At 59.2% G+C, this 20,026-nt stretch carries 19 protein-coding genes and 1 riboswitch; of the genes, 11 read left to right on the top strand and 8 right to left on the bottom strand.

What is annotated here, in order from left to right; translation table 11 throughout:
• Positions 1–47 precede the first annotated feature (47 nt).
• The 3 genes from LOY56_RS24790 to LOY56_RS24780 all read left to right on the top strand — a co-directional run bounded on the left by LOY56_RS24790 (position 48) and on the right by LOY56_RS24780 (position 1,966).
• The gene (locus tag LOY56_RS24790; RefSeq protein WP_258617845.1) at positions 48–677 is read left to right on the top strand and encodes a nucleotidyltransferase domain-containing protein; all 630 of its coding nucleotides are present in this window, start codon (positions 48–50) and stop codon (positions 675–677) included.
• Complete coding sequence (locus LOY56_RS24785; protein ID WP_258617843.1) at positions 640–1,062, top strand: hypothetical protein; 423 nt, start codon at positions 640–642, stop codon at positions 1,060–1,062. The genes LOY56_RS24790 and LOY56_RS24785 overlap by 38 nt, the downstream gene beginning before the upstream one ends.
• A 286-nt stretch (positions 1,063–1,348) precedes the next feature.
• Positions 1,349–1,966: a PAQR family membrane homeostasis protein TrhA gene (locus tag LOY56_RS24780; protein WP_258617842.1), complete on the top strand. Its 618-nt coding sequence runs from the start codon at positions 1,349–1,351 to the stop codon at positions 1,964–1,966.
• Positions 1,967–1,971: 5 nt separating this feature from the next.
• On the opposite strand, the gene LOY56_RS24775 is transcribed toward LOY56_RS24780, so the two are convergent.
• The gene (locus tag LOY56_RS24775) at positions 1,972–2,880 is read right to left on the bottom strand and encodes a LysR family transcriptional regulator (protein ID WP_258617839.1); all 909 of its coding nucleotides are present in this window, start codon (positions 2,878–2,880) and stop codon (positions 1,972–1,974) included.
• 107 nt (positions 2,881–2,987) lie between these two features.
• Between LOY56_RS24775 and LOY56_RS24770 the strand changes: the two genes are divergently transcribed.
• From LOY56_RS24770 to LOY56_RS24760, 3 genes are read left to right on the top strand one after another with little or no spacing between them, the layout of a single operon-like run.
• Complete coding sequence (locus LOY56_RS24770) at positions 2,988–4,229, top strand: D-amino acid dehydrogenase (RefSeq protein ID WP_258617838.1); 1,242 nt, start codon at positions 2,988–2,990, stop codon at positions 4,227–4,229.
• Positions 4,230–4,247: 18 nt separating this feature from the next.
• Positions 4,248–4,598, top strand: a complete 351-nt coding sequence (locus LOY56_RS24765) for a RidA family protein (protein ID WP_258617836.1) — start codon at positions 4,248–4,250, stop codon at positions 4,596–4,598.
• Between the two features lie 28 nt (positions 4,599–4,626).
• Entirely contained in the window at positions 4,627–5,529 is a 903-nt protein-coding gene (locus LOY56_RS24760; RefSeq protein ID WP_052965021.1) for a transporter substrate-binding domain-containing protein, read from the top strand.
• A 126-nt stretch (positions 5,530–5,655) separates the two neighbouring features.
• Here LOY56_RS24760 and LOY56_RS24755 read toward each other — a convergent pair whose 3' ends face one another.
• Together LOY56_RS24755 and LOY56_RS24750 are read right to left on the bottom strand one after the other, a co-directional pair.
• The gene (locus LOY56_RS24755; protein WP_258617835.1) at positions 5,656–6,375 is read right to left on the bottom strand and encodes a 16S rRNA (uracil(1498)-N(3))-methyltransferase; all 720 of its coding nucleotides are present in this window, start codon (positions 6,373–6,375) and stop codon (positions 5,656–5,658) included.
• A gap of 142 nt (positions 6,376–6,517) precedes the next feature.
• On the bottom strand, positions 6,518–7,924 hold the full coding sequence (locus LOY56_RS24750; protein ID WP_258617832.1) for an adenosylmethionine--8-amino-7-oxononanoate transaminase: 1,407 nt from the start codon (positions 7,922–7,924) through the stop codon (positions 6,518–6,520).
• Between the two features lie 222 nt (positions 7,925–8,146).
• Between LOY56_RS24750 and LOY56_RS24745 the strand changes: the two genes are divergently transcribed.
• The gene (locus tag LOY56_RS24745; protein ID WP_258617831.1) at positions 8,147–10,003 is read left to right on the top strand and encodes an FAD-dependent oxidoreductase; all 1,857 of its coding nucleotides are present in this window, start codon (positions 8,147–8,149) and stop codon (positions 10,001–10,003) included.
• 90 nt (positions 10,004–10,093) lie between these two features.
• Here the strand turns inward: LOY56_RS24745 and LOY56_RS24740 are convergent, their stop codons facing one another.
• Positions 10,094–11,023, bottom strand: a complete 930-nt coding sequence (locus LOY56_RS24740; RefSeq protein ID WP_258617828.1) for a YncE family protein — start codon at positions 11,021–11,023, stop codon at positions 10,094–10,096.
• Between the two features lie 283 nt (positions 11,024–11,306).
• Between LOY56_RS24740 and LOY56_RS24735 the strand changes: the two genes are divergently transcribed.
• Together LOY56_RS24735 and LOY56_RS24730 are read left to right on the top strand one after the other, a co-directional pair.
• The gene (locus LOY56_RS24735; protein WP_258617827.1) at positions 11,307–11,858 is read left to right on the top strand and encodes a cytochrome b; all 552 of its coding nucleotides are present in this window, start codon (positions 11,307–11,309) and stop codon (positions 11,856–11,858) included.
• Positions 11,859–11,890: 32 nt separating this feature from the next.
• Entirely contained in the window at positions 11,891–12,484 is a 594-nt protein-coding gene (locus tag LOY56_RS24730; RefSeq protein WP_258617826.1) for a YceI family protein, read from the top strand.
• A gap of 68 nt (positions 12,485–12,552) precedes the next feature.
• Here the strand turns inward: LOY56_RS24730 and LOY56_RS24725 are convergent, their stop codons facing one another.
• The 4 genes from LOY56_RS24725 to ahcY all read right to left on the bottom strand — a co-directional run bounded on the left by LOY56_RS24725 (position 12,553) and on the right by ahcY (position 18,092).
• Positions 12,553–14,418: a DEAD/DEAH box helicase gene (locus LOY56_RS24725; RefSeq protein ID WP_258617825.1), complete on the bottom strand. Its 1,866-nt coding sequence runs from the start codon at positions 14,416–14,418 to the stop codon at positions 12,553–12,555.
• A 222-nt stretch (positions 14,419–14,640) separates the two neighbouring features.
• Complete coding sequence (locus tag LOY56_RS24720; protein ID WP_258617821.1) at positions 14,641–15,456, bottom strand: ABC transporter substrate-binding protein; 816 nt, start codon at positions 15,454–15,456, stop codon at positions 14,641–14,643.
• A 195-nt stretch (positions 15,457–15,651) separates the two neighbouring features.
• Positions 15,652–16,497, bottom strand: coding sequence for a methylenetetrahydrofolate reductase [NAD(P)H] (gene metF / locus LOY56_RS24715; RefSeq protein WP_258617820.1), 846 nt, complete (start codon positions 16,495–16,497; stop codon positions 15,652–15,654).
• 185 nt (positions 16,498–16,682) lie between these two features.
• Complete coding sequence (gene ahcY / locus LOY56_RS24710; protein ID WP_007898042.1) at positions 16,683–18,092, bottom strand: adenosylhomocysteinase; 1,410 nt, start codon at positions 18,090–18,092, stop codon at positions 16,683–16,685.
• A gap of 23 nt (positions 18,093–18,115) precedes the next feature.
• Positions 18,116–18,214, bottom strand: a riboswitch (S-adenosyl-L-homocysteine riboswitch).
• Positions 18,215–18,403: 189 nt separating this feature from the next.
• Here ahcY and LOY56_RS24705 point away from each other — a divergent pair.
• Positions 18,404–18,808: a hotdog domain-containing protein gene (locus LOY56_RS24705; protein ID WP_309474867.1), complete on the top strand. Its 405-nt coding sequence runs from the start codon at positions 18,404–18,406 to the stop codon at positions 18,806–18,808.
• Positions 18,809–19,049: 241 nt separating this feature from the next.
• On the top strand, positions 19,050–19,937 hold the full coding sequence (locus LOY56_RS24700; RefSeq protein ID WP_258617816.1) for a formate/nitrite transporter family protein: 888 nt from the start codon (positions 19,050–19,052) through the stop codon (positions 19,935–19,937).
• Positions 19,938–20,026: the final 89 nt, after the last annotated feature.

The following is a 20,026-nucleotide window of genomic DNA, read 5'->3' as shown; positions in this document are numbered from 1 at the left end:
CAAAAAGGGACCTATCGTTCCTTTTTTGGGACTTATCGGTCGTTGCCGTGAAAAACCTGTCACTGAGCGAAGCCTTGTTCACCACCACCCAGCAAAAAGTGCTCGGCCTGCTGTTTGGTAAATCCGACCGAAGTTTTTACGCCAACGAGATCGCCCGCTGGGCTCAAGTGGGTAAAGGCAGCCTCATGCGCGAGCTGGATCGGTTGCAGCGGGCAGGCGTGCTGACCATGACCCGTCAGGGTAACCAGACCCACTATCAAGCCAATCCCGACTGCCCCATCTATGCCGAACTGCTGGGCATCGCCCGCAAAACCTTTGGTATTGCCGAGCCTCTGCGTCAGGCGCTCCAACCCTTTGCCGAACAGATCGCCTGGGCATTTGTGTACGGCTCTATCGCCAAGGATCAGGCAAACGCATCCAGTGACATTGATCTCATGCTGATCGGCGAGGGCCTGCACTACAGTGAAGTGATGGAGCGGCTTATCCCGATGGAAGAACTGTTGGGCCGCGTCCTCAACCCGACGCTCTACACCCCCGACGACTGGGCCGCAAAACTGGCGGCCGAAAATAGTTTTGTCGTGCGGGTAGCGCAGCAGGACAAGATCAATCTGATGGGGGGAAACCCTTTGGAGTCCAAGGATGGGCAGCAACGAGAACCTGGAAAACCTGTTACGTAGCGGTGGACTGAAAGCTGAGCCGCCGGACCGCAAGGAATGCGAAGGGCTGATGCGTTCGGCTGTGGATCGATTGAAAGACGCGCAAACGCCTTCGCTTTCCTTCGCGAGTCGTTTCGACCTGGCTTACAACGCTGCCCATGCCCTTGCACTGACGGCTCTTCGCTTGTGCGGCTACCGTTCAGACAAGCGATATCTGGTGTTTCAGTGCCTGGTTCATACCGCTGATATTGGCAAAGTACAGGTTCGGCTATTCGCCCTGTGTCATGAGCGACGAAACCTGGCGGAGTACGAAGGTTATATGGATGAAGATCCGGCGTTGTTGGCGCAACTATTGGAAAGCACCGCGCAGCTGCAGATTCGTGTGCAGCAGTTGACCGGACTGTAATGCTCCGCCATTGAAAACTGCGGGGATTATTTCTGGCCTCTTCGCGGGCAAGTCGGATCGCCGCACCGCTCGCTCCTACGGATTGGTGTGATATGCGGTTTCTGTGAACGACATATACCTGGAGCGAGACTTGCCCGCGATGCAGGCGACATGGCCGAAAATCAAAATCAAAAGATCGCAGCCTTCGGCAACTCCTACGGGGGTGTCGTGTTCTGAAACATTGCGCTTTTACGCTTGAGGCCTGAGCCTTGCGCGATGCGGTAACGAATTTTGAGGTGAGCAACACATGTATCACGGGGAAAGATTGAACGCCTGGACGCATTTGGTCGGGGCGGTGGCGGCGTTTGTCGGGGGCGTGTGGCTGCTGGTGATCGCCAGTATGGACGGCAGTCCGTGGAAGATCGTCAGCGTGGCGATTTACGCGTTCACCTTGCTGGTGCTCTACAGCGCCTCGACCGTTTACCACAGCGTGCGCGGGCGCAAGAAAGCGATCATGCAGAAGGTCGATCACTTTTCGATCTACCTGCTGATTGCCGGCAGTTACACGCCGTTCTGCCTGGTGACCCTGCGTGGGCCGTGGGGTTGGACGTTGTTCGGGATTGTCTGGGGGCTGGCGCTGATCGGCATCCTGCAAGAAATCAAGCCGCGTTCGGAAGCGCGGATTTTGTCGATCGTGATTTACGCGGTGATGGGCTGGATCGTGCTGGTGGCGGTCAAGCCGTTACTGGCGGCACTGGGGCCAGTCGGCTTTACCTGGTTGGCGTCGGGCGGGGTGTTGTACACCGTGGGGATTATCTTTTTTGCCCTCGACCATCGTTTGCGCCATGCCCACGGGGTCTGGCATCTGTTTGTGATTGCCGGGAGCTTGCTGCACTTTGTGGCGATTCTGTTTTATGTCATTTGAGGCTTCTAAGGGATCAAGCGATCCAATTGCGCCTGTGCCCGTCGGCTGAACACCTGCAACAAATCGCTCAAGGTGTGTGGCGGCGGTTCGTCGGCGCGGGTTACCGCGTACAGGGTGATCGGTAGCGCCGGGGCCAAGGGACGAATCGCCGTGGCAGCGGGGGACGCGCCGAGTGCGGTGAACGGGTCGATCACTGCTAGCCCGGCCCCGGATTCAACCATCGCCCGCGCCAGCGAATAGGTCTGCACCGCGATGCGTACCTTTGGCGGCGGATCGACCGCCTCGAGGTAGCTGTCGAGTCTGGCGGCCAGCGGATCGGAGCTGGACAGACCGATCAGCGGTGCGCCGGCCAGTTCGATCAACGGCAGCGGTTTACCGTGAGTGCCCTCGACCCAAAAGCCCTTCGGCGCCAGCGCCACCAGCATTCCACAGGCCAAGGCCTGCGCCTTCAGGCCCGGATGATCGGGCAGTTGCAGCGTCAGGGCGACATCCACCTCGCGCATCAACAGGTTCTGCATCAGCTCGCGGCTGTGGGCGCTGGACAGTTCGCAGGCAATTTCCGGGTAGCGTTGCGTCCATTCGTTGATCGCCGGCGGCAGCAGCGACAAGGCCAGCGCCGGGATCGCGCCGATCCGTACACTGTGGCCCGGCTCGCGACGCAGGCTCTGGGCCAGACGTCGCACGCCTTGCAGGCTCTCTGTGACCTTGTCGACTTCGCGCTCAAGCTCCAGGGCTTCGGGCGTCGGCTGCAATTTACCGCGAACCCGCAGGAATAATGGAAAGCCCAGTTGCTGTTCGGCGTGTTGCAGCACTTTGCTCACCGCCGGCTGCGACACGTGCAGCAACTGGGCGGCGCCACTGACTGAACCGGTCTGGCGAATGGCCTGAAAAATCTCGATGTGTCGCAGTCGCATGGCAAGTCCATAACCTTTGTTTATGGGGCAAGCATCTTTATGCATTGTTCAACGGCTGTCACCTGGTCCTAACCTGAAGCACGTTCCAACAACGCTTAAGGACAGACATGGCTCAGCGGATTTGCATCATCGGTGGTGGCGTCATCGGGCTGACGACGGCTTACGCACTGGTTCGCGACGGCATCGACGTAACGCTGATCGAGGCCCGGGATTCGTTTGCCAGCGAGACCAGTTTCGCCAACGGCGGCCAGTTGTCCTACCGCTATGTCGCGCCACTGGCCGATGCCGGCGTACCGTTGCAGGCGCTGGGCTGGATGTTGCGCGGTGATTCGCCGTTGAAGCTGCGCCCGCGCCTGGACCCAGCCCAGTGGCGCTGGATGGCGTCCTTTCTGGCGGCTTGCCGTCGTTCGGTGAATCAGCGCAACGGCGCACATCTGCTGCGCCTGGCGTTGCTGAGCCAGGCCACGCTGCAAGGCTGGCGCGACGAAGACCGCCTCGACGGTTTCGACTGGCGGCGCAACGGCAAACTGGTGACGTTTCGTGAAACGGCGAGTTTCGAGCATGCGCGCCAAGGGCTGGCCGATCCGCGACAGCAACAGGTGTTGTCCCGGGCCGAGTGCGCTCAGCTGGAGCCGGCACTCGCCGAGGCGCCGTTCGTGGGCGCGATCTACACGCCCGATGAAGAAGTCGCCGATTGCCATGCGTTCTGCCAGCAACTGGTGGCCCGGCTCAAGGCGTCGGGGCGTTGCGAGTTTTTGCTGGGCCGCACGGTTACCGGCATTCGTCACGGAGACGGCGCGGTACAGGCCATCGAAATGGGCGCGCAGGTATTGCCGGTTGAGCAATTGGTGATCGCTGCCGGTCATCGCAGTCCGGCGCTGGCGTTGCCGGGCATGAGCCTGCCGCTGTATCCACTCAAGGGCTATAGCCTGACCCTGCCGATCCGCGCCGAACATCGCGCGCCAGAGCTGAGCATCACCGATTACAACCGCAAGATCGTTTACGCCCGGATCGGGGCACAACTGCGCATAGCGGCGATGGTCGACATTGTCGGTTTCGACCCGGCACTCGATCCCAAGCGTCTGGCGCTGATCAAGCGCCAGGCGCAGGAAACACTGCCCATTGCCGGCGATTACGACGCCGCCATCGAATGGGCCGGCATGCGCCCGGCGACTCCCAGCGGCGTGCCGTTGATTGGTGCCACGACGTACCGCAACCTCTGGCTCAACCTCGGCCATGGCGCCTTGGGTTTTACGTTGGCCTGCGGTAGCGCGCGGCTGCTGAGTGAGTTGATTGCCCGGCGCGCACCCTCGATCGAAATGCAGGGCCTCGCACCCCGCGTCGCCTGACTGGAAAAGGAACAACCGATGAGCGTCAAGCGTTTCAACAGCAACAGTCGACTCTCTGGCGCCGTGACCTTTGGCGAGCTGGTGTTTCTATCGGGACAGGTACCGGGTGACAGCTGCGACGCCGCCGGCCAAACCGCAGAGGTGCTGGCGAAAATCGATGGGTTGCTGGCCGAGGCTGGCAGCGACAAGGATCACTTGCTCAGCGCGACCATTTACTTGAGCGACATTGGCCGCGATTTCGCCGCCATGAACGAGGTCTGGTCACAATGGCTGTCGCCGGACATGGCACCGACCCGCACCACGTTGCAGGCGCAACTGGCCCGTCCAGAGGTTTTGGTGGAAATCACCGTGATCGCCGCCCGCCGTTAATTCGATCTACCCACAACGGAGAATAACAATGCAAAAAATCACGTTGATCGGCTGCACCCTCGGCCTGCTGCTCGGCAGTCAGGTCCAGGCCAATGAAGCGCCGCTGACCGGCACGCTGAACAAGGTCGCCAATGCCAAGAGCATCACGCTGGGTTATCGCGACGCGTCAGTGCCGTTCTCTTACGTGGGTGATCACACGGGGCAGCCGATGGGTTATTCGGTGGATCTGGCGAGCAAGATTGTCGAGCGCATCAAGCAAAAACTCGAGCTGCCGGATCTGCAGGTGAAGTACAACCTGGTGACCTCGCAAACACGCATACCGCTGGTGCAGAACGGCACGGTCGACCTTGAATGCGGCTCCACCGGCGTGACCGCCGAGCGCATGCAGCAAGTGGCGTTTTCCTATGGGTTCATCTACGTGAAGGGGCAGCTGCTCACGGCGAAAGACAGCGGCATCAAGCGCTTCGCCGACCTGCGCGGCAAGAACGTCGTGACCACCGCCGGCACCACCAATGAGCGGTTTCTGAAGAGCTACAACGTCGATCACAAGATCGATATGTTCGTGATCAGCGCCAAGGACCACGGCGAAGCATTCCAGATGCTGCAGTCAGGGCGGGCAGCGGCGTTTTATATGGATGACGCGCTGCTCTACGGTGAGCGCGCCAAGGCTCGCGATCCGCATAAGTGGGTCGTGGTGGGCGAGGAGCAATCGCGGGAAATCTACAGCTGCATGGTGCGCAAGGGCGATCCGCAATTTCTCGAGTTGGTGAATTCGACGCTTGCTGATTTGTACAGCTCAGGGGAAATCAATGGCATCTACAACCGCTGGTTCCAGCAGCCGATTCCGCCTAAAGGTTTGAACCTTGAGTTTCCGATGACCAGCGAACTCAAGGCGATCATTGCAAAGCCGGTGAGTGATCCGGTGCAGTAGTTCCTGAAAGATCGTTCCCACGCTCTGCGTGGGAATGCCTCTACGGACGCTCCGCGTTCGGCTTTTGATGGGACGCGGAGCGTCCCGGGCTGCATTCCCACGCAGAGCGTGGGAACGATCATGGGGTTAGAAGTCGCCCCACAACTGCTGGGCTACCGCCAACGCCACCACTGGCGCGGTTTCGGTGCGCAGTACGCGAGGGCCGAGGCGGGCGGCTTGAAAACCGCCAGCCTTGGCCTGCTCGACTTCAGCGTCGGACAACCCGCCTTCCGGGCCAATCAAAAACGCCAGCGTCGCCGGTTTCGCATGACTCACCAGCGGCTCGGCCACCGGGTGCAGCACCAGTTTCAATTCGGCCTCAGTCTGTTTCAGCCAATCGGCCAACAGCAGCGGCGGATGAATCACCGGCACCGATGAGCGCCCACACTGCTCGCAAGCGCTGATCGCCACCTGACGCCAGTGCATCAGGCGTTTGTCGGCGCGCTCGTCCTTGAGGCGGACTTCGCAGCGGTCGGTGAAGATCGGGGTGATTTCGCTGACACCCAGTTCGGTGGCTTTCTGAATCGCCCAGTCCATCCGCTCACCACGGGACAAGCCCTGGCCGAGATGGACCGCCAGCGACGACTCGACCTGCCCGGCGAAGCTTTCATCGATGCGCACCGAGACGCGCTTCTTGCCGACTTCCGCCAGCCTGCCGCGAAACTCATGGCCCGAGCCGTCGAACAATTGCACCGCATCACCCTCGGCCATGCGCAGCACGCGGCTGATGTAATGGGCCTGGGCCTCGGGAAGCTCGTGTTCGCCGATGCTCAAGGGGGCGTCGATAAAGAAGCGGGACAGTCTCATCAATGGTCTCTGTAAAAGTGTGGAAGTCTGGCGGCCCCATCGCGGGCAAGCCCGCTCCCACAGGTTTTGCGCCGATCCTGTGGGAGCGGGCTTGCCCGCGATGACGGTAGTCCGGTCACCGCTGAAGCTTAGGTGAAGTCAATCAGCCCGGATCACGGTAGCCCGGATGAAAGTCCTTCGGCACTGCCACGCTGATGCTGTCACGGGTGGCGATGTCGATGCCTTCACTGGCCACTTCGGCCAGAAAATCGATCTGCTCCGGGGTAATCACGTACGGCGGCAGGAAATACACCACGCTGCCCAACGGCCGCAATAAAGCACCACGCTCCAGCGCATGCTGGAACACCTTCAAACCGCGACGTTCCTGCCACGGATAAGCAGTCTTGCTGGCTTTGTCCTTGACCATCTCGATGGCCAGGACCATGCCGGTCTGGCGCACTTCGGCAACGTTCGGGTGATCGGCCAGGTGCGCGGTGGAGGAGGCCATGCGTTGGGCCAGGGCCTTATTGTTCTCGATAACGTTGTCTTCTTCGAAGATATCCAGCGTCGCCAATGCCGCCGCGCACGCCAGCGGATTGCCGGTGTAACTATGTGAATGCAGGAAGGCGCGCAGGGTCGGGTAGTCGTCGTAGAAAGCGCTGTAGACCTCATCGGTGGTCAGGCAGGCCGCCAACGGCAGGTAACCGCCGGTCAGGGCCTTGGACAGGCAGAGGAAATCCGGGCGGATGCCGGCCTGTTCGCAGGCGAACATCGTACCGGTGCGGCCGAAACCGACGGCGATTTCATCGTGGATCAGGTGCACGCCATAACGATCACAGGCTTCGCGCAGCAACTTGAGGTACACCGGGTGATACATGCGCATCCCGCCGGCGCCCTGAATCAGCGGCTCCAGAATCACGGCGGCCACGGTGTCGTGGTTGTCGGCCAGCGTCTGCTCCATGGCGGCGAACATATTGCGCGAGTGTTCTTCCCAGCTCATGCCCTCGGGGCGCAGGTAGCAATCGGGGCTCGGCACCTTGATGGTGTCCATCAGCAGGGCTTTGTAGGTTTCGGTGAACAGCGGCACGTCGCCCACCGCCATCGCCGCCATGGTCTCGCCGTGGTAACCGTTGGTGAGGGTGACGAAGCGCTTCTTGTTCGGCTGGCCGCGGTTGAGCCAGTAGTGAAAGCTCATTTTCAGCGCGACTTCGATGCACGACGAACCGTTATCGGCGTAGAAGCACCGGGTCAGGCCTTCAGGCGTCATCTTCACCAGACGCTCCGACAGTTCGATCACCGGCTGATGGCTGAAACCGGCGAGGATCACGTGTTCCAGCTGATCGACCTGATCCTTGATGCGCTGGTTGATCCGCGGGTTGGCGTGACCGAACACGTTGACCCACCAGGAGCTGACCGCGTCGAGATAGCGTTTGCCTTCGAAGTCTTCCAGCCAGACGCCTTCGCCGCGCTTGATCGGGATCAGCGGCAGCTGTTCGTGGTCTTTCATCTGGGTGCAGGGATGCCACAACACCGCGAGATCGCGTTGCATCCACTGATTATTCAGGCCCATGTTCAGTCTCCTCGAGGCGGCTCGCTGGGTGCGCGGGCAAACAATCGCGCAAGCCTATGCAATGCGCGTCATCGGGACAACCCATTGTGTCGATTGAGCTACTTTGTATAGGTGGATAGACGTCGCTGGCGGCCTTTTGATGGCTGACGTATTCTTCGCGGTTCTTTGAGTCGTCTGACTCGTAAAACCGCTATTTCCTCGTGTATTTCCGGAGTTCGCTGAATGTCTGCTGGTTGGCTGCGCGCCTGTGCGCTGGTGATGTTGGGGCTGTTCAGCGTTTCGGCGCTGGCCAAGGATAAAACGGTGATCGTGGTCGGCGGCGGGCTTTCGGGCCTCACCGCGGCGTACGAACTGCAGAACAAAGGCTGGCAGGTCACCCTGCTGGAAGCCAAACCGACTTTGGGCGGTCGCTCCGGCATGGCCACCAGTGAGTGGATCGGCAACGACAAGACCCAGCCGGTGCTGAACAAGTACATCTCGACGTTCAAGCTGACCACCACGCCAGCCCCTGAATTCGTACGCACCCCAGGCTATCTGATCGATGGTGAATACTTCACCGCCGCCGATCTGGCGACTAAACAGCCAGCCACTGCCGAAGCGCTGAAACGCTACGAAAAGACTTTGGATGATCTGGCGCGTTCGATCGAAGACCCGCAAAACCCGGCCGCCAACAGCACGCTGTTTGCCCTGGACCAGATCAACGTGTCCAACTGGCTCGATCGTCTGAATCTGCCGACCACTGCGCGTCAGTTGGTGAATCAGCAGATTCGTACCCGCTATGACGAACCTTCGCGCCTGTCGCTGCTGTACTTCGCACAACAGAGCCGCGTCTACCGTGGCATTGCCGACCGTGACCTTCGCGCCTCGCGTCTGCCTGGCGGCAGCCAGGTGCTGGCCCAGGCGTTCGTCAAACAACTGAAAACCATCAAGACCAGCTCCCCGGTTTCGGCCATTACTCAGGACAAGGATGGCGTGACCGTCAAGGTCGGCAGCGTTGGCTATCAGGCGGACTACGTAGTGCTGGCCGTGCCATTGCGCGCACTGAACAAGATCCAGATGACCCCGGCGCTGGATGCCCAGCATCTGGGCGCCATCAAAGGCACCAACTACGGCTGGCGTGACCAGATCATGCTGAAGTTCAAGACGCCTGTGTGGGAAAGCAAGGCGCGCATGTCCGGGGAGATCTACAGCAACACTGGTCTGGGCATGTTGTGGATCGAGCCGGCCTTGAAGGGCGGCGCCAATGTGGTGCTCAACATTTCCGGCGACAACGCACGGTTGATGCAGGCCTTTGGCGACAAGCAGATGGTCGATCAGGTACTGATTCGTCTGCACGCGTTTTATCCGCAGGCGCGTGGCTCGTTCACCGGTTATGAAATCCGCCGCTACAGCACCGACCCGTCGATGGGCGGCGCTTACCTGGCCTTCGGCCCGGGCCAGATGAGCAAGTACTGGCGTTTGTGGGAACGTCCGCTGCAACGTGTAGCCTTTGCCGGCGAACACACCGACACCTTGTACCCTGGCACTCTGGAAGGCGCATTGCGCACCGGTCAGCGCGCAGCCAGTCAGGTAGAAGACCTGGCGGCAGGCAAATCGTTTGAACCGGCGAAGGTTGTGCCGGCGGCGACCGCAGCGGCGGCAGGCGCAGCAGTGGCGAAGAAAGGCAACTTCTTCAGCAATCTGTTCGGTGGTTCTTCCGATAAAGCGGCCAACAAGCCAGAGCCGGCCAAGGTTGAAGCGATAGCGCAAGAATCGAAACCTGGCTTCTTCTCGCGGATGTTTGGCGGCGGCGCGGACAAGACCCCGGCCAAGGCGGTGGAACCCGTGGTCCCGGTAGCTCCTGCACCCGTCCCGGTACCTGCGCCAGCCCCAGTGTCTGCGCCGGTTGAGGCACCGAAGCCAGCGGTGCCGGTGAAGGCCGAGCCGGTGAAGAAAGCACCTGTGAAAAAGCCTGCTGCTAAAACCGACGCCAAAAAAGCGCCAGTCAAGGCGGCGGGGAAAAAGACTGAGCCAGCGAAGAAACCAGCGGTCAGTACGGCTGCGAAAACCCCTGCGACGACTGAAACCAAGACGCAGTAAGTCCTGGAATCAAAAAAGCGCGGCAGTGATGCCGCGCTTTTTTTATGCCACGGGTATATCGCCCCGACGCGGGTTGCTGTGGGCATGACGCTAAGCTAGATCGACACTGTGTACTTCGTCGCTTTGATAGTCGCTGATATAGGCACGGTTATGTTGATCAAGCACCATGTCATATGGTTCGAAAGCACCGGGAATGGGAACCCGGCGAATAATTCCATACGTGGTGGTATTAATTTCCACGACCTCTTTTTTGGCTTGATCAACGGCATAAGCGTTTTTCTCGCCGAACACTATTTTTCCTTCGCAAGTCACAAAGTCGAAATGCCGGATGCTCGATGATCCCGTGTCCAGCACGGTCAGTTTTCGAGCGTCCAGACACACGATATACACTTTTCTGCCGTCGGGACTGACGGTAACCGCTGAGGGATATTTTTCGGTCTGGAAGATATTGAGAACTTCGAAAGTCTTGCTGCTGATAACCGTGAGTGCGTCTTGATACGGGCCGGCAGGAGAGTTGGTGCTGGAAATATAAAGACGCGAATTGTCCTGGCTGATATCCACGCTGATGGACGGTGAGGGTAATCCTAGAACTCTGCTCACCGCATAAGTGCGGGTATCAATAATTGCCAACCACTCTTTACCTTGTCGAACGGTGACGTAAACATACTTTCCGTCCCGGCTGACTACAATCCCCCAAGGATGCCTTCCCACTGTAACGTGGCCCACGTCGTAAGTTTTAGTGTCAATAACGGAAACCGAACCTGAACCGTAGTTGGTCACGTAAGCTCTCTTCCCTCTATGGGCAAGAACAATGCTTTGGGGATAACGCTCGACAGCGATGGTGCGGATGACTTTTCTGTTCCGGGTGTTGATCACTGACACATTGCCCGAAATGTAATTGCAAACGAAAACCCGTGATCCATCCTCGCTGATGGCTATCCCACGGGGTCCTTCTCCTACAGGTATCGAAATGGATTGATTGTCCATTCCCACCAGTGATGAACTTGAATCGTGACGCATTATAGAACTCCTGTTCAGACGCTCGGACAAACGCCCGAGCTAAAGTCCATCAACCACCATCAATTATAGCTACTGTCAGATATGACAGTTCAGACGAGCGGTAAGCTCCGCTGGACAGGTAGAAAGGGGAGGCGTCTGAAAATTTTTCATCGGGTTAACACTCTCTTAACGTCTCGACTCCAAGGTCTGTATCGTATTTTTCGATATTTCAGAGCAAAATTTTCCGCTTTAAATCGATAGATAACTCGATAGTCTTGGGCGCAGTTCTTACAGGATTTGGGCAATGCAGCTACGTAACTCTTCTTCCCGCTACGGTGGGGTCAGCATTTTCATGCACTGGGGCGTGGCGCTCGCGGTCTTTGGCCTGTTCGCACTAGGGCTGTGGATGGTCGGTCTCGATTACTACAGTTCGTGGCGCAAAGATGCGCCGGATCTGCACAAGAGCATTGGCCTGGTGTTATTCGCCGTCATGTTGCTGCGGGTGTTGTGGCGCTTCATCAGCCCACCGCCGCCGCCCCTGCAGAGTTACAGCCGCATGACGCGTCTTGGCGCTGTGTTCGGCCACGCCTTCCTGTATCTCGGTCTGTTCGCCGTGATGATTGCCGGTTACCTGATTTCCACCGCAGACGGTGTCGGGATCCCGGTGTTTGGCCTGTTTGAAATTCCTGCGCTGGTTTCCGGACTACCGGACCAGGCAGATACCGCGGGTGTGATCCATTTGTACCTGGCGTGGGCGCTGGTCATTTTTTCCGGCCTCCATGCGTTGGCAGCATTGAAACACCACTTTATTGACCGTGATGCGACCCTGGCGCGAATGCTGGGACGCAAAGCCTGATGTTCAAACTCGACTCCCAAGGAATAGAAAGCATGTTGAAAAAGACGCTCGCCGCTCTGGCAATCGGTTCTGCTGTACTGTCCGCTAACGTGATGGCGGCCGATTATGTGGTCGACAAAGAAGGCCAGCACGCCTTCGTTGACTTCAAGATCAGCCATCTGGGTTACAGCTACATTACTGGTACCTTCAAGGATATCGACGGCAAGTTCAGCTTCGACGCTGCCAAACCTGAAGACAGCAAGATCGAGTTCAATGTGCGCACCGCCAGCGTGTTCACCAACCACGCCGAACGTGATAAGCATATCGCCAGCGGTGACTTCCTGAACGTGGGCAAATTCGCCGACGCCAAGTTCGTTTCCACCAGCGTCAAATCCACCGGCAAAAACGCCGCTGGCAAAGACACCGCCGACGTAGCCGGTAACTTGACCTTGCTGGGTGTGACCAAGCCAATCGTGGTCAAAGCCACCTTCCTGGGTGAGGGCAAGGATCCGTGGGGCGGCTACCGTGCTGGCTTTGAAGGCACCACCAGCATCAAGCGTTCAGATTTCGGCAAGCAGAAAGACCTGGGCCCAGCGTCTGATGCTGTTGAGCTGTACGTGACGTTTGAAGGTGTGAAAGCGAAATAACTTTCGCGCCGACCATAAAAAATGCCCCTGATCTTGCGATCCGGGGCATTTTTCATATCAGCGATAAATCAGCGATTGCGAGTCAGCAAGGCTGGTTTTTCGCCGCGCGGACGGCCTGGGAGTTGATCCAGTTGCTCAGGTGTCGGGAAGCGATCGCTTTTCGACTCCTTGTGAATGATCTTCGGTGCCGGACCACGCGGGTTCTGCACGGCTGGTTCCGAACGAGGTTGTTCGTCACGGGCCGGGCGGCGGTTGCGGGACTCTTCGCGACGGGCCTGGCCGTCACGTGGCGCACCATTGCGTGGGCCGCTGCGCTTGGCCGGCGGAGTGCCGGTGGTTGCGCCGCTGCTGCTGCGCGGACCGTTCTGGCGACCTTGTGGCTGACTGGTGCGCGGAGCACCTGCACCTGCGCCTTGTGCCGGAGCGCCCGGACGGCGGCCACGGCCCTGAGCAGGTTTGGCTTGAGGCACGTAGTCGACGCGGTTACCGAAGTTATCGACATCGTCGTCCAGGAACTCATCCGGAGCACGGTCAGCGGCGGCGCGAGGTGCCGGACGCTGTTGCTCGCGGGCCGGGGTGCCTTCGCGAGGTTTGTGTTCGCGGGCCGGGCGATCGCCACGGCCAGTGGTGGCAGGTTTTTCCTTGCCGCCCTTGTCCTTGCCTTTGTCTTTACGACCGCCACCACCGCCGCTGCCGTTCGGACCGTCGCCGCGTGGGCCACGTGGGTTGCGCGGGTTACGCACATCCGGACGCTCGCGAACTTCCGGTTTCTCGGCTTCCACAGCGCTGGAATCGAAGCCCATCAGGTCGCCGTCGGCGATTTTCTGCTTGGTCATGCGTTCGATGCTTTTCAGCAGCTTTTCTTCGTCCGGAGCCACCAGCGAGATCGCCTCACCCGAACGACCGGCACGGCCGGTACGACCGATACGGTGCACGTAATCTTCGTCGACGTTCGGCAGCTCGAAGTTGACCACGTGAGGCAACTGATCGATGTCCAGGCCGCGAGCGGCGATGTCGGTGGCGACCAGGATGCGCACTTCACCGGCCTTGAAGTCGGCCAGGGCTTTGGTGCGGGCGTTCTGGCTCTTGTTACCGTGGATGGCGACGGCGGTGAGGCCGTGTTTGTCCAGGTACTCGGCCAGGCGGTTGGCGCCATGCTTGGTTCGGGTGAACACCAACACCTGTTCCCAGGCGCCGGCAGTGATCAGGTGCGCGAGCAACGAGCGCTTATGGCTGGCAGCCAGGCGGAATACGCGCTGTTCGATCCGCTCGACCGTGGTGTTCGGCGGCGTGACTTCAATGCGTTCCGGGTTGTGCAGGAGCTTGCCGGCAAGATCGGTGATGTCTTTGGAAAAAGTCGCCGAGAACAACAGGTTCTGGCGTTTGGCTGGCAGACGGGCCAGAACCTTTTTCACGTCATGGACAAAGCCCATGTCGAGCATGCGATCGGCTTCATCCAGCACGAGGATTTCCACGTGGGACAGGTCGACGCTGCCTTGGCCGGCGAGGTCGAGCAGGCGACCGGGGCAAGCCACCAGCACGTCGACACCACGGGACATCGCCTGAACCTGGGGGTTCATGCCGACGCCACCGAAGATGCAGGCGCTGACGAACTTCAAGTCGCGAGCATAGACCTTGAAGCTCTCGTGTACCTGGGCCGCGAGTTCGCGGGTTGGAGTCAGGACCAGGACGCGTGGTTGGCGCGGGCCGTGACGCTGGGATTTGTCCGGGTGACCGTTGGGAAACAACCGCTCCAGAATCGGAAGGGCGAAGCCGCCGGTTTTACCAGTACCTGTCTGCGCTGCAACCATCAGGTCGCGACCTTGCAACACGGCGGGAATGGCCCGCTGTTGCACCGGAGTAGGCTCGGTATAGCCCGCTGCCTCGATGGCGCGGACTAAAGCCTCGGAGAGACCGAGGGAAGCAAAGGACATGAGTAATCCTGTTTTAGTTAGGGCTTGGCCCAATGGGAGTCTTGCCTGGCGCGAATCGCGTTTAAGAGGACGCAATCCCGTCCGGTCCTGCTGGGCCTCGAAGGCTCGTCTGGAGCGCTCGCGCGGGCTGAAAAGCTGCGCTGTAGCGTGATCGAGATGCCTTGAACGAGTCCGAGCGTCCGGGCGTGAGCCTGGCGGGAAGGCCGGAGTATAACAGAGCAATCACTGCGCGCCGCTTTCCTGCTGCTCAACGGTTTTTCTGCTGGTTGTGGTGGCGTTGGTGGTCCGTGCGTCGGTGGCCGGGCTGGCGCCATAGCGGGCGCTCAGTTCGGCATAGGCCGGCTCGCGCTTGAAACGTTTGAGTTCGGCACCGAAACGCTGCACCAACAAATCCATCCCGGCATTGCGCCGTACCGCTAGAAACTGGCTCTGCTGGCTGATGACGGTCGGGTTCTCGGTGATCTTGTCGCGAATGTTCAGATGATCGAGCAAATGCTGGCCGACCCGGCGATCGGTGATCAGCAGGTCGATGCGACCGCGCTCCAGTTTGCCGAAGTTGGCTTCATGGGTGGGTGCCGGCTCCCGGGTGAATAGTGTCGATTCGCTGAAGTCCTTGCTATACAGGTAGCCCGGCGAGGTGCCGATGGTCAGGCCTTTCAGATCGCCCAGCGTGTGAAACGGATACGGTCGCTCGTTGGTGTAGAACATCACGAATTCCACTTGCGAGAGCGGTTCGCTGGGATAAAGCAGGGTCGCGTTGCGTTCATCGCTGTAGAAAATATCCAGCACGCCATCCGCTTGGCCTTGCTCGAGCATCGACAGACAACGCTTCCATGGGAGGAACTGCCATTCCACGTCGATCCCCAGGCGCTTGAAGACAATGGCCGTGGTTTCGTAGTCCAGCCCCAGCGATTTGCCATTTTCCTCATACACGTAAGGCGCCCAGGGTTCGGTGACAATACGCAGCTTCTCGCCCCGAGCGGTGAGGCTCAGGCAAGTGAACAGAAGCACGGTCAGTAACTGAGCGATCAGGGGCATGGGTTGAGATTACGACGAGAAATCATAAAGAGCCAGAAAGCGGATCCAGAAGCACGGGTTCAGCGTATGGCTGCACAATAAAGGGGCGCTGGAAAGCAACAGGTCGCAGCTTCCGGCATTTCCTACAGGCACGTAGGAGACGCCGAAGGCTCGGGCCGCGCTCGGACGATCCTTTGACTTTTGCTTGCGCTTTTCTTAACGCGGCAACTTCAGGTTATTCCACACCGCCAGACTCGGCTCAGCCTGGTTCAGCGTGTAGAAATGCAGCCCTGGCGCACCACCTTGCAACAAGCGTTCGCACATCTCGGTGATGACTTGCTCCCCGAAGCCTTGGATGCTTTGGGTGTCGTCGCCGTAAGCTTCCAGTTGCTTGCGGATCCAGCGCGGAATTTCCGCACCGCAAGCGTCGGAAAAACGTGCCAACTTGCTGTAGTTGGTGATCGGCATGATCCCCGGCACTATCGGGATGTTCACACCCTTCGCTCGTACACGCTCGACAAAATAGAAGTAGCTGTCGGCGTTGAAGAAGTACTGGGTGATCGCACTGTTGGCGCCGGCGTTGGCCTTGCGCACGAAGTTGTTGAGATCGTCTTCAAAATTGCGCGCTTGCGGATGCATTTCCGGGTAAGCGGCGACTTCGATGTGGAAATGATCGCCGGTTTCTTCACGAATGAATTCAACCAGGTCATTAGCGTGACGCATCTCGCCGCTGGCTATGCCCATACCCGAGGGCAGGTCACCGCGAAGCGCAACGATACGTTTGATGCCGGCTGCCTTGTACTGGCTCAGCAGACCGCGCAGGTCGGCCTTGCTGTCGCCCACGCAAGACAGATGCGGCGCGGCAGGGACTTTGACTTCGCTTTCAAGCTGCAACACGGTGTTGAGCGTGCGATCACGAGTCGAGCCGCCAGCGCCGTAGGTGCAGGAGAAGAAGTCGGGATTGTAGGTTGCCAGCTGACGGGCAGTGGCGATCAGTTTTTCATGTCCAGCATCGGTCTTCGTAGGGAAGAACTCGAAGCTGTAGCGACAGTCTTGGGACATGGAGGGGGCCTCCAGCTGCAAGCTGCAAGCTGCAAGCTGCAAGAGGGCGGTGCGCCGACTCTTACGCTTGAAGCTCACAGCTCAGGGCTGCGTAATAGCGATGAAGAAGCGAGCTTCAAGCCTCAAATCACAAGTAAACGAATCGCCGTTACTTGTCGCTTGGAGCTTGTAGCTCGCAGCTGCTGTCAGTACCGATAAGCGTGCGGCTTGAACGGGCCTTCGACGGTCACGCCGATGTAGTCAGCCTGTTGCTTGGTCAGTTGAGTGACCACGCCACCGAAACCGCGGACCATTTCCAGGGCCACTTCTTCGTCGAGTTTCTTCGGCAGTACTTCAACGGTCAGGCGCTCGGCTTTCTGGGCTGGCGACAGGTCGGCGTACTTCTGGCCGAACAGGAAGATCTGAGCCAGCACCTGGTTGGCGAACGAGCCGTCCATGATGCGGCTTGGGTGGCCAGTGGCGTTGCCCAGGTTAACCAGACGGCCTTCGGCCAGCAGGATCAGGTAGTCGTCGTTCTGAGCGTCGAAAGCGCCCGGGCCGGTACGGTGAACCTTGTGAACCTGTGGCTTCACTTCTTCCCATGCCCAGTTCTTGCGCATGAAAGCAGTGTCAATTTCGTTGTCGAAGTGACCGATGTTGCAGACAACAGCGCGCTTCTTCAGGGCTTTGAGCATGTTCGCGTCGCAAACATTGACGTTGCCGGTGGTGGTCACGATCAGGTCGATCTTGCCCAGCAGCGCTTTGTCGATGCTCGCTTCGGTACCGTTGTTGATACCGTCGATGAACGGCGAAACCAGTTCGAAACCGTCCATGCAGGCTTGCATGGCGCAGATCGGGTCGACTTCGGACACTTTAACGATCATGCCTTCCTGGCGCAGGGACTGGGCCGAGCCCTTGCCCACGTCACCGTAACCGATGACCAGCGCTTGCTTGCCGGACAGCAGGTGGTCGGTGCCGCGCTTGATCGCGTCGTTCAGGCTGTGACGGCAGCCGTACTTGTTGTCGTTCTTGCTCTTGGTCACCGAGTCGTTGACGTTGATGGCCGGGATTTTCAGCTCGCCCTTGGCCAGCATGTCCAGCAGGCGGTGAACGCCGGTGGTGGTTTCTTCGGTGACGCCGTGGACGCGGTCCAGGATCGCCGGGTATTTCTTGTGCAGCAGCTCGGTCAGGTCGCCGCCGTCGTCGAGGATCATGTTGGCATCCCAAGGCGCGCCATCTTTGAGGATGGTTTGCTCCAGGCACCACTCGTACTCTTCTTCAGTCTCGCCCTTCCAGGCAAAAACCGGGATACCGGCAGCAGCGATCGCGGCAGCGGCCTGGTCTTGAGTCGAGAAAATGTTGCAGGACGACCAACGTACTTCGGCACCCAGGGCAACCAGGGTTTCGATCAGCACGGCAGTCTGAATGGTCATGTGGATGCAGCCGAGAATCTTCGCGCCTTTGAGCGGTTGCTCGGCGGAATATTTGCGGCGCAGACCCATCAGGGCTGGCATTTCGGATTCAGCGATGATGGTTTCGCGACGGCCCCAGGCCGCCAGGGACATGTCGGCGACTTTGTAATCGTTAAAATCTACAGGCGTGATAACAGCGCTCATGATGAGCCTCCATTCGTAATGTATGCGAATGGGCGCCGTTGTGCGTTTAGTGTCTGGCCATGGCCAGTCAACGCCCCATCCGAGCCTGACAGGTCGAACCTGCTGCAGCGCCCCTCGGACAGGTGGCGGGAAAACGGTATCAATCGAAGATGACCGTTTTGAAACGGTGGCGATTATAGCTTTCTTTGAGCGACAAGTTGCAAGCTGCAAGCGATAAGCGAGAGCAGGTCGGTTTTTCTTGCAGCTTGTAGCTTGAAACTTGAAGCTGGGGGGGCATCCACCACCATCGCTCAAACACCCCGGAGCCCCCCATGAATTTCCACACCCGCAAATGGGTAAAACCCGAAGACCTCAACCCCAATGGCACGCTGTTCGGCGGCAGCCTGTTGCGCTGGATCGATGAAGAAGCGGCGATCTACGCCATCGTCCAGCTGGGCAATCAGCGTGTGGTCACCAAGTACATTTCCGAAATCAACTTTGTCAGCGCTTCGCGCCAGGGCGACATCATCGAACTGGGCATCACCGCCACCGAGTTCGGTCGCACCTCGATCACGCTGACCTGCGAAGTGCGCAACAAGATCACCCGCAAGAGCATCCTGACGGTGGAGAAGATGGTTTTCGTGAACCTGGGCGAAGACGGCCTGCCCGCGCCGCACGGCCGGACCGAGATCAGATATGTCAAAGACCAGTTCAAGGATGATGAAATCGGCAGGTAATGGCCGCTTCTGTGGCGAGGGAGCTTGCTCCCGTTGGGCCGGGCTGGCGCTCCAGCGCGAAGCGGCCCGGAAATCTCTCATCGGGTTCTTTCAGGCAGACTTCACGTCATCTTACGACTGCTTCGCAGCCGAGCGGGAGCAAGTTCCCTCGCCACAGGGTTTGCTTCGTTTTGTCGGGTAGTGAACAGCTCCGAACCCCGCGTGTCGTAATTAAACGACACGCCACCGGCTCAGGAGATTTATGGACACGCCCAAAGACGGCAAGACCCCGGACCTCTCGGCGCAAGAGCAGCGCGAGGTCGACAAGAACCAGCCACCGCGCGCGGCGGTGCTGCACGAAATCATTCGCACCCAAGGTAATCAGGAACTCGAGCGTAGCGTTGCGGCGTTGTGGTGGTCGGCCCTGGCTGCGGGTCTGACCATGGGCTTGTCACTGATGGGCATGGGGCTGCTCAGCTCGCGTCTGCCGGACGGTGAAGGCTTCAAGGTGATTGCCAGCTTTGGTTACTGCGCAGGTTTTCTAGCGGTGATCCTCGCCCGTCAGCAACTCTTCACCGAGAACACCCTGACTGCCGTATTGCCGATCATGAGCAAGCCTACGCTGGGTAATTTCGGTCGGTTGTTTCGGCTGTGGTCGGTAGTGTTGGTGGGCAACCTCTGCGGCACCTTGCTGGTGGCGTACGTGATGCTGCACCTGCCGATTTTCGACACCAAGACCGATCTGGCCTTCCTCGATATCGGGCGCAAGGTCATGGAGAACGATGCGAGCAAGATGTTCGCCAAAGGCATCATCTCCGGCTGGATGATCGCCACCATGGTCTGGATGATTCCGTCCATGGAAAGCGCCAAGATGTGGATCATCATCCTCATCACCTATTTCATGGCGCTGGGCGATTTCACCCACATTGTGGTTGGGTCGGTCGAGGTCTCGTACCTGGTGTTTGCCGGTGAGTTGCCTTGGAAGGATTTTTGGCTGGTATTCGCTGGGCCGACGCTGGTGGGGAACATCATCGGTGGCAGTTTTATCTTCGCGCTGATCAGTCATGCGCAGATTCGCAGCGAAAGCGGACCGCCGAAGACATCTGCGCAGCAGGGGCAGGAATCCGAATGGCAGAAAATCAAGAAATGATCATGTAGGAGCATGGCTTGCTGGCGATGGCGATCTGAAGAGCGATATCGCCGGCAAGCCGTGCTCCTGCCAGGGGAGAGGCGGGCAAC

The organism is Pseudomonas sp. B21-048 (genome assembly GCF_024748615.1).
GTDB lineage: Bacteria > Pseudomonadota > Gammaproteobacteria > Pseudomonadales > Pseudomonadaceae > Aquipseudomonas.
This window is presented reverse-complemented; position numbering and strand designations above follow the sequence as displayed.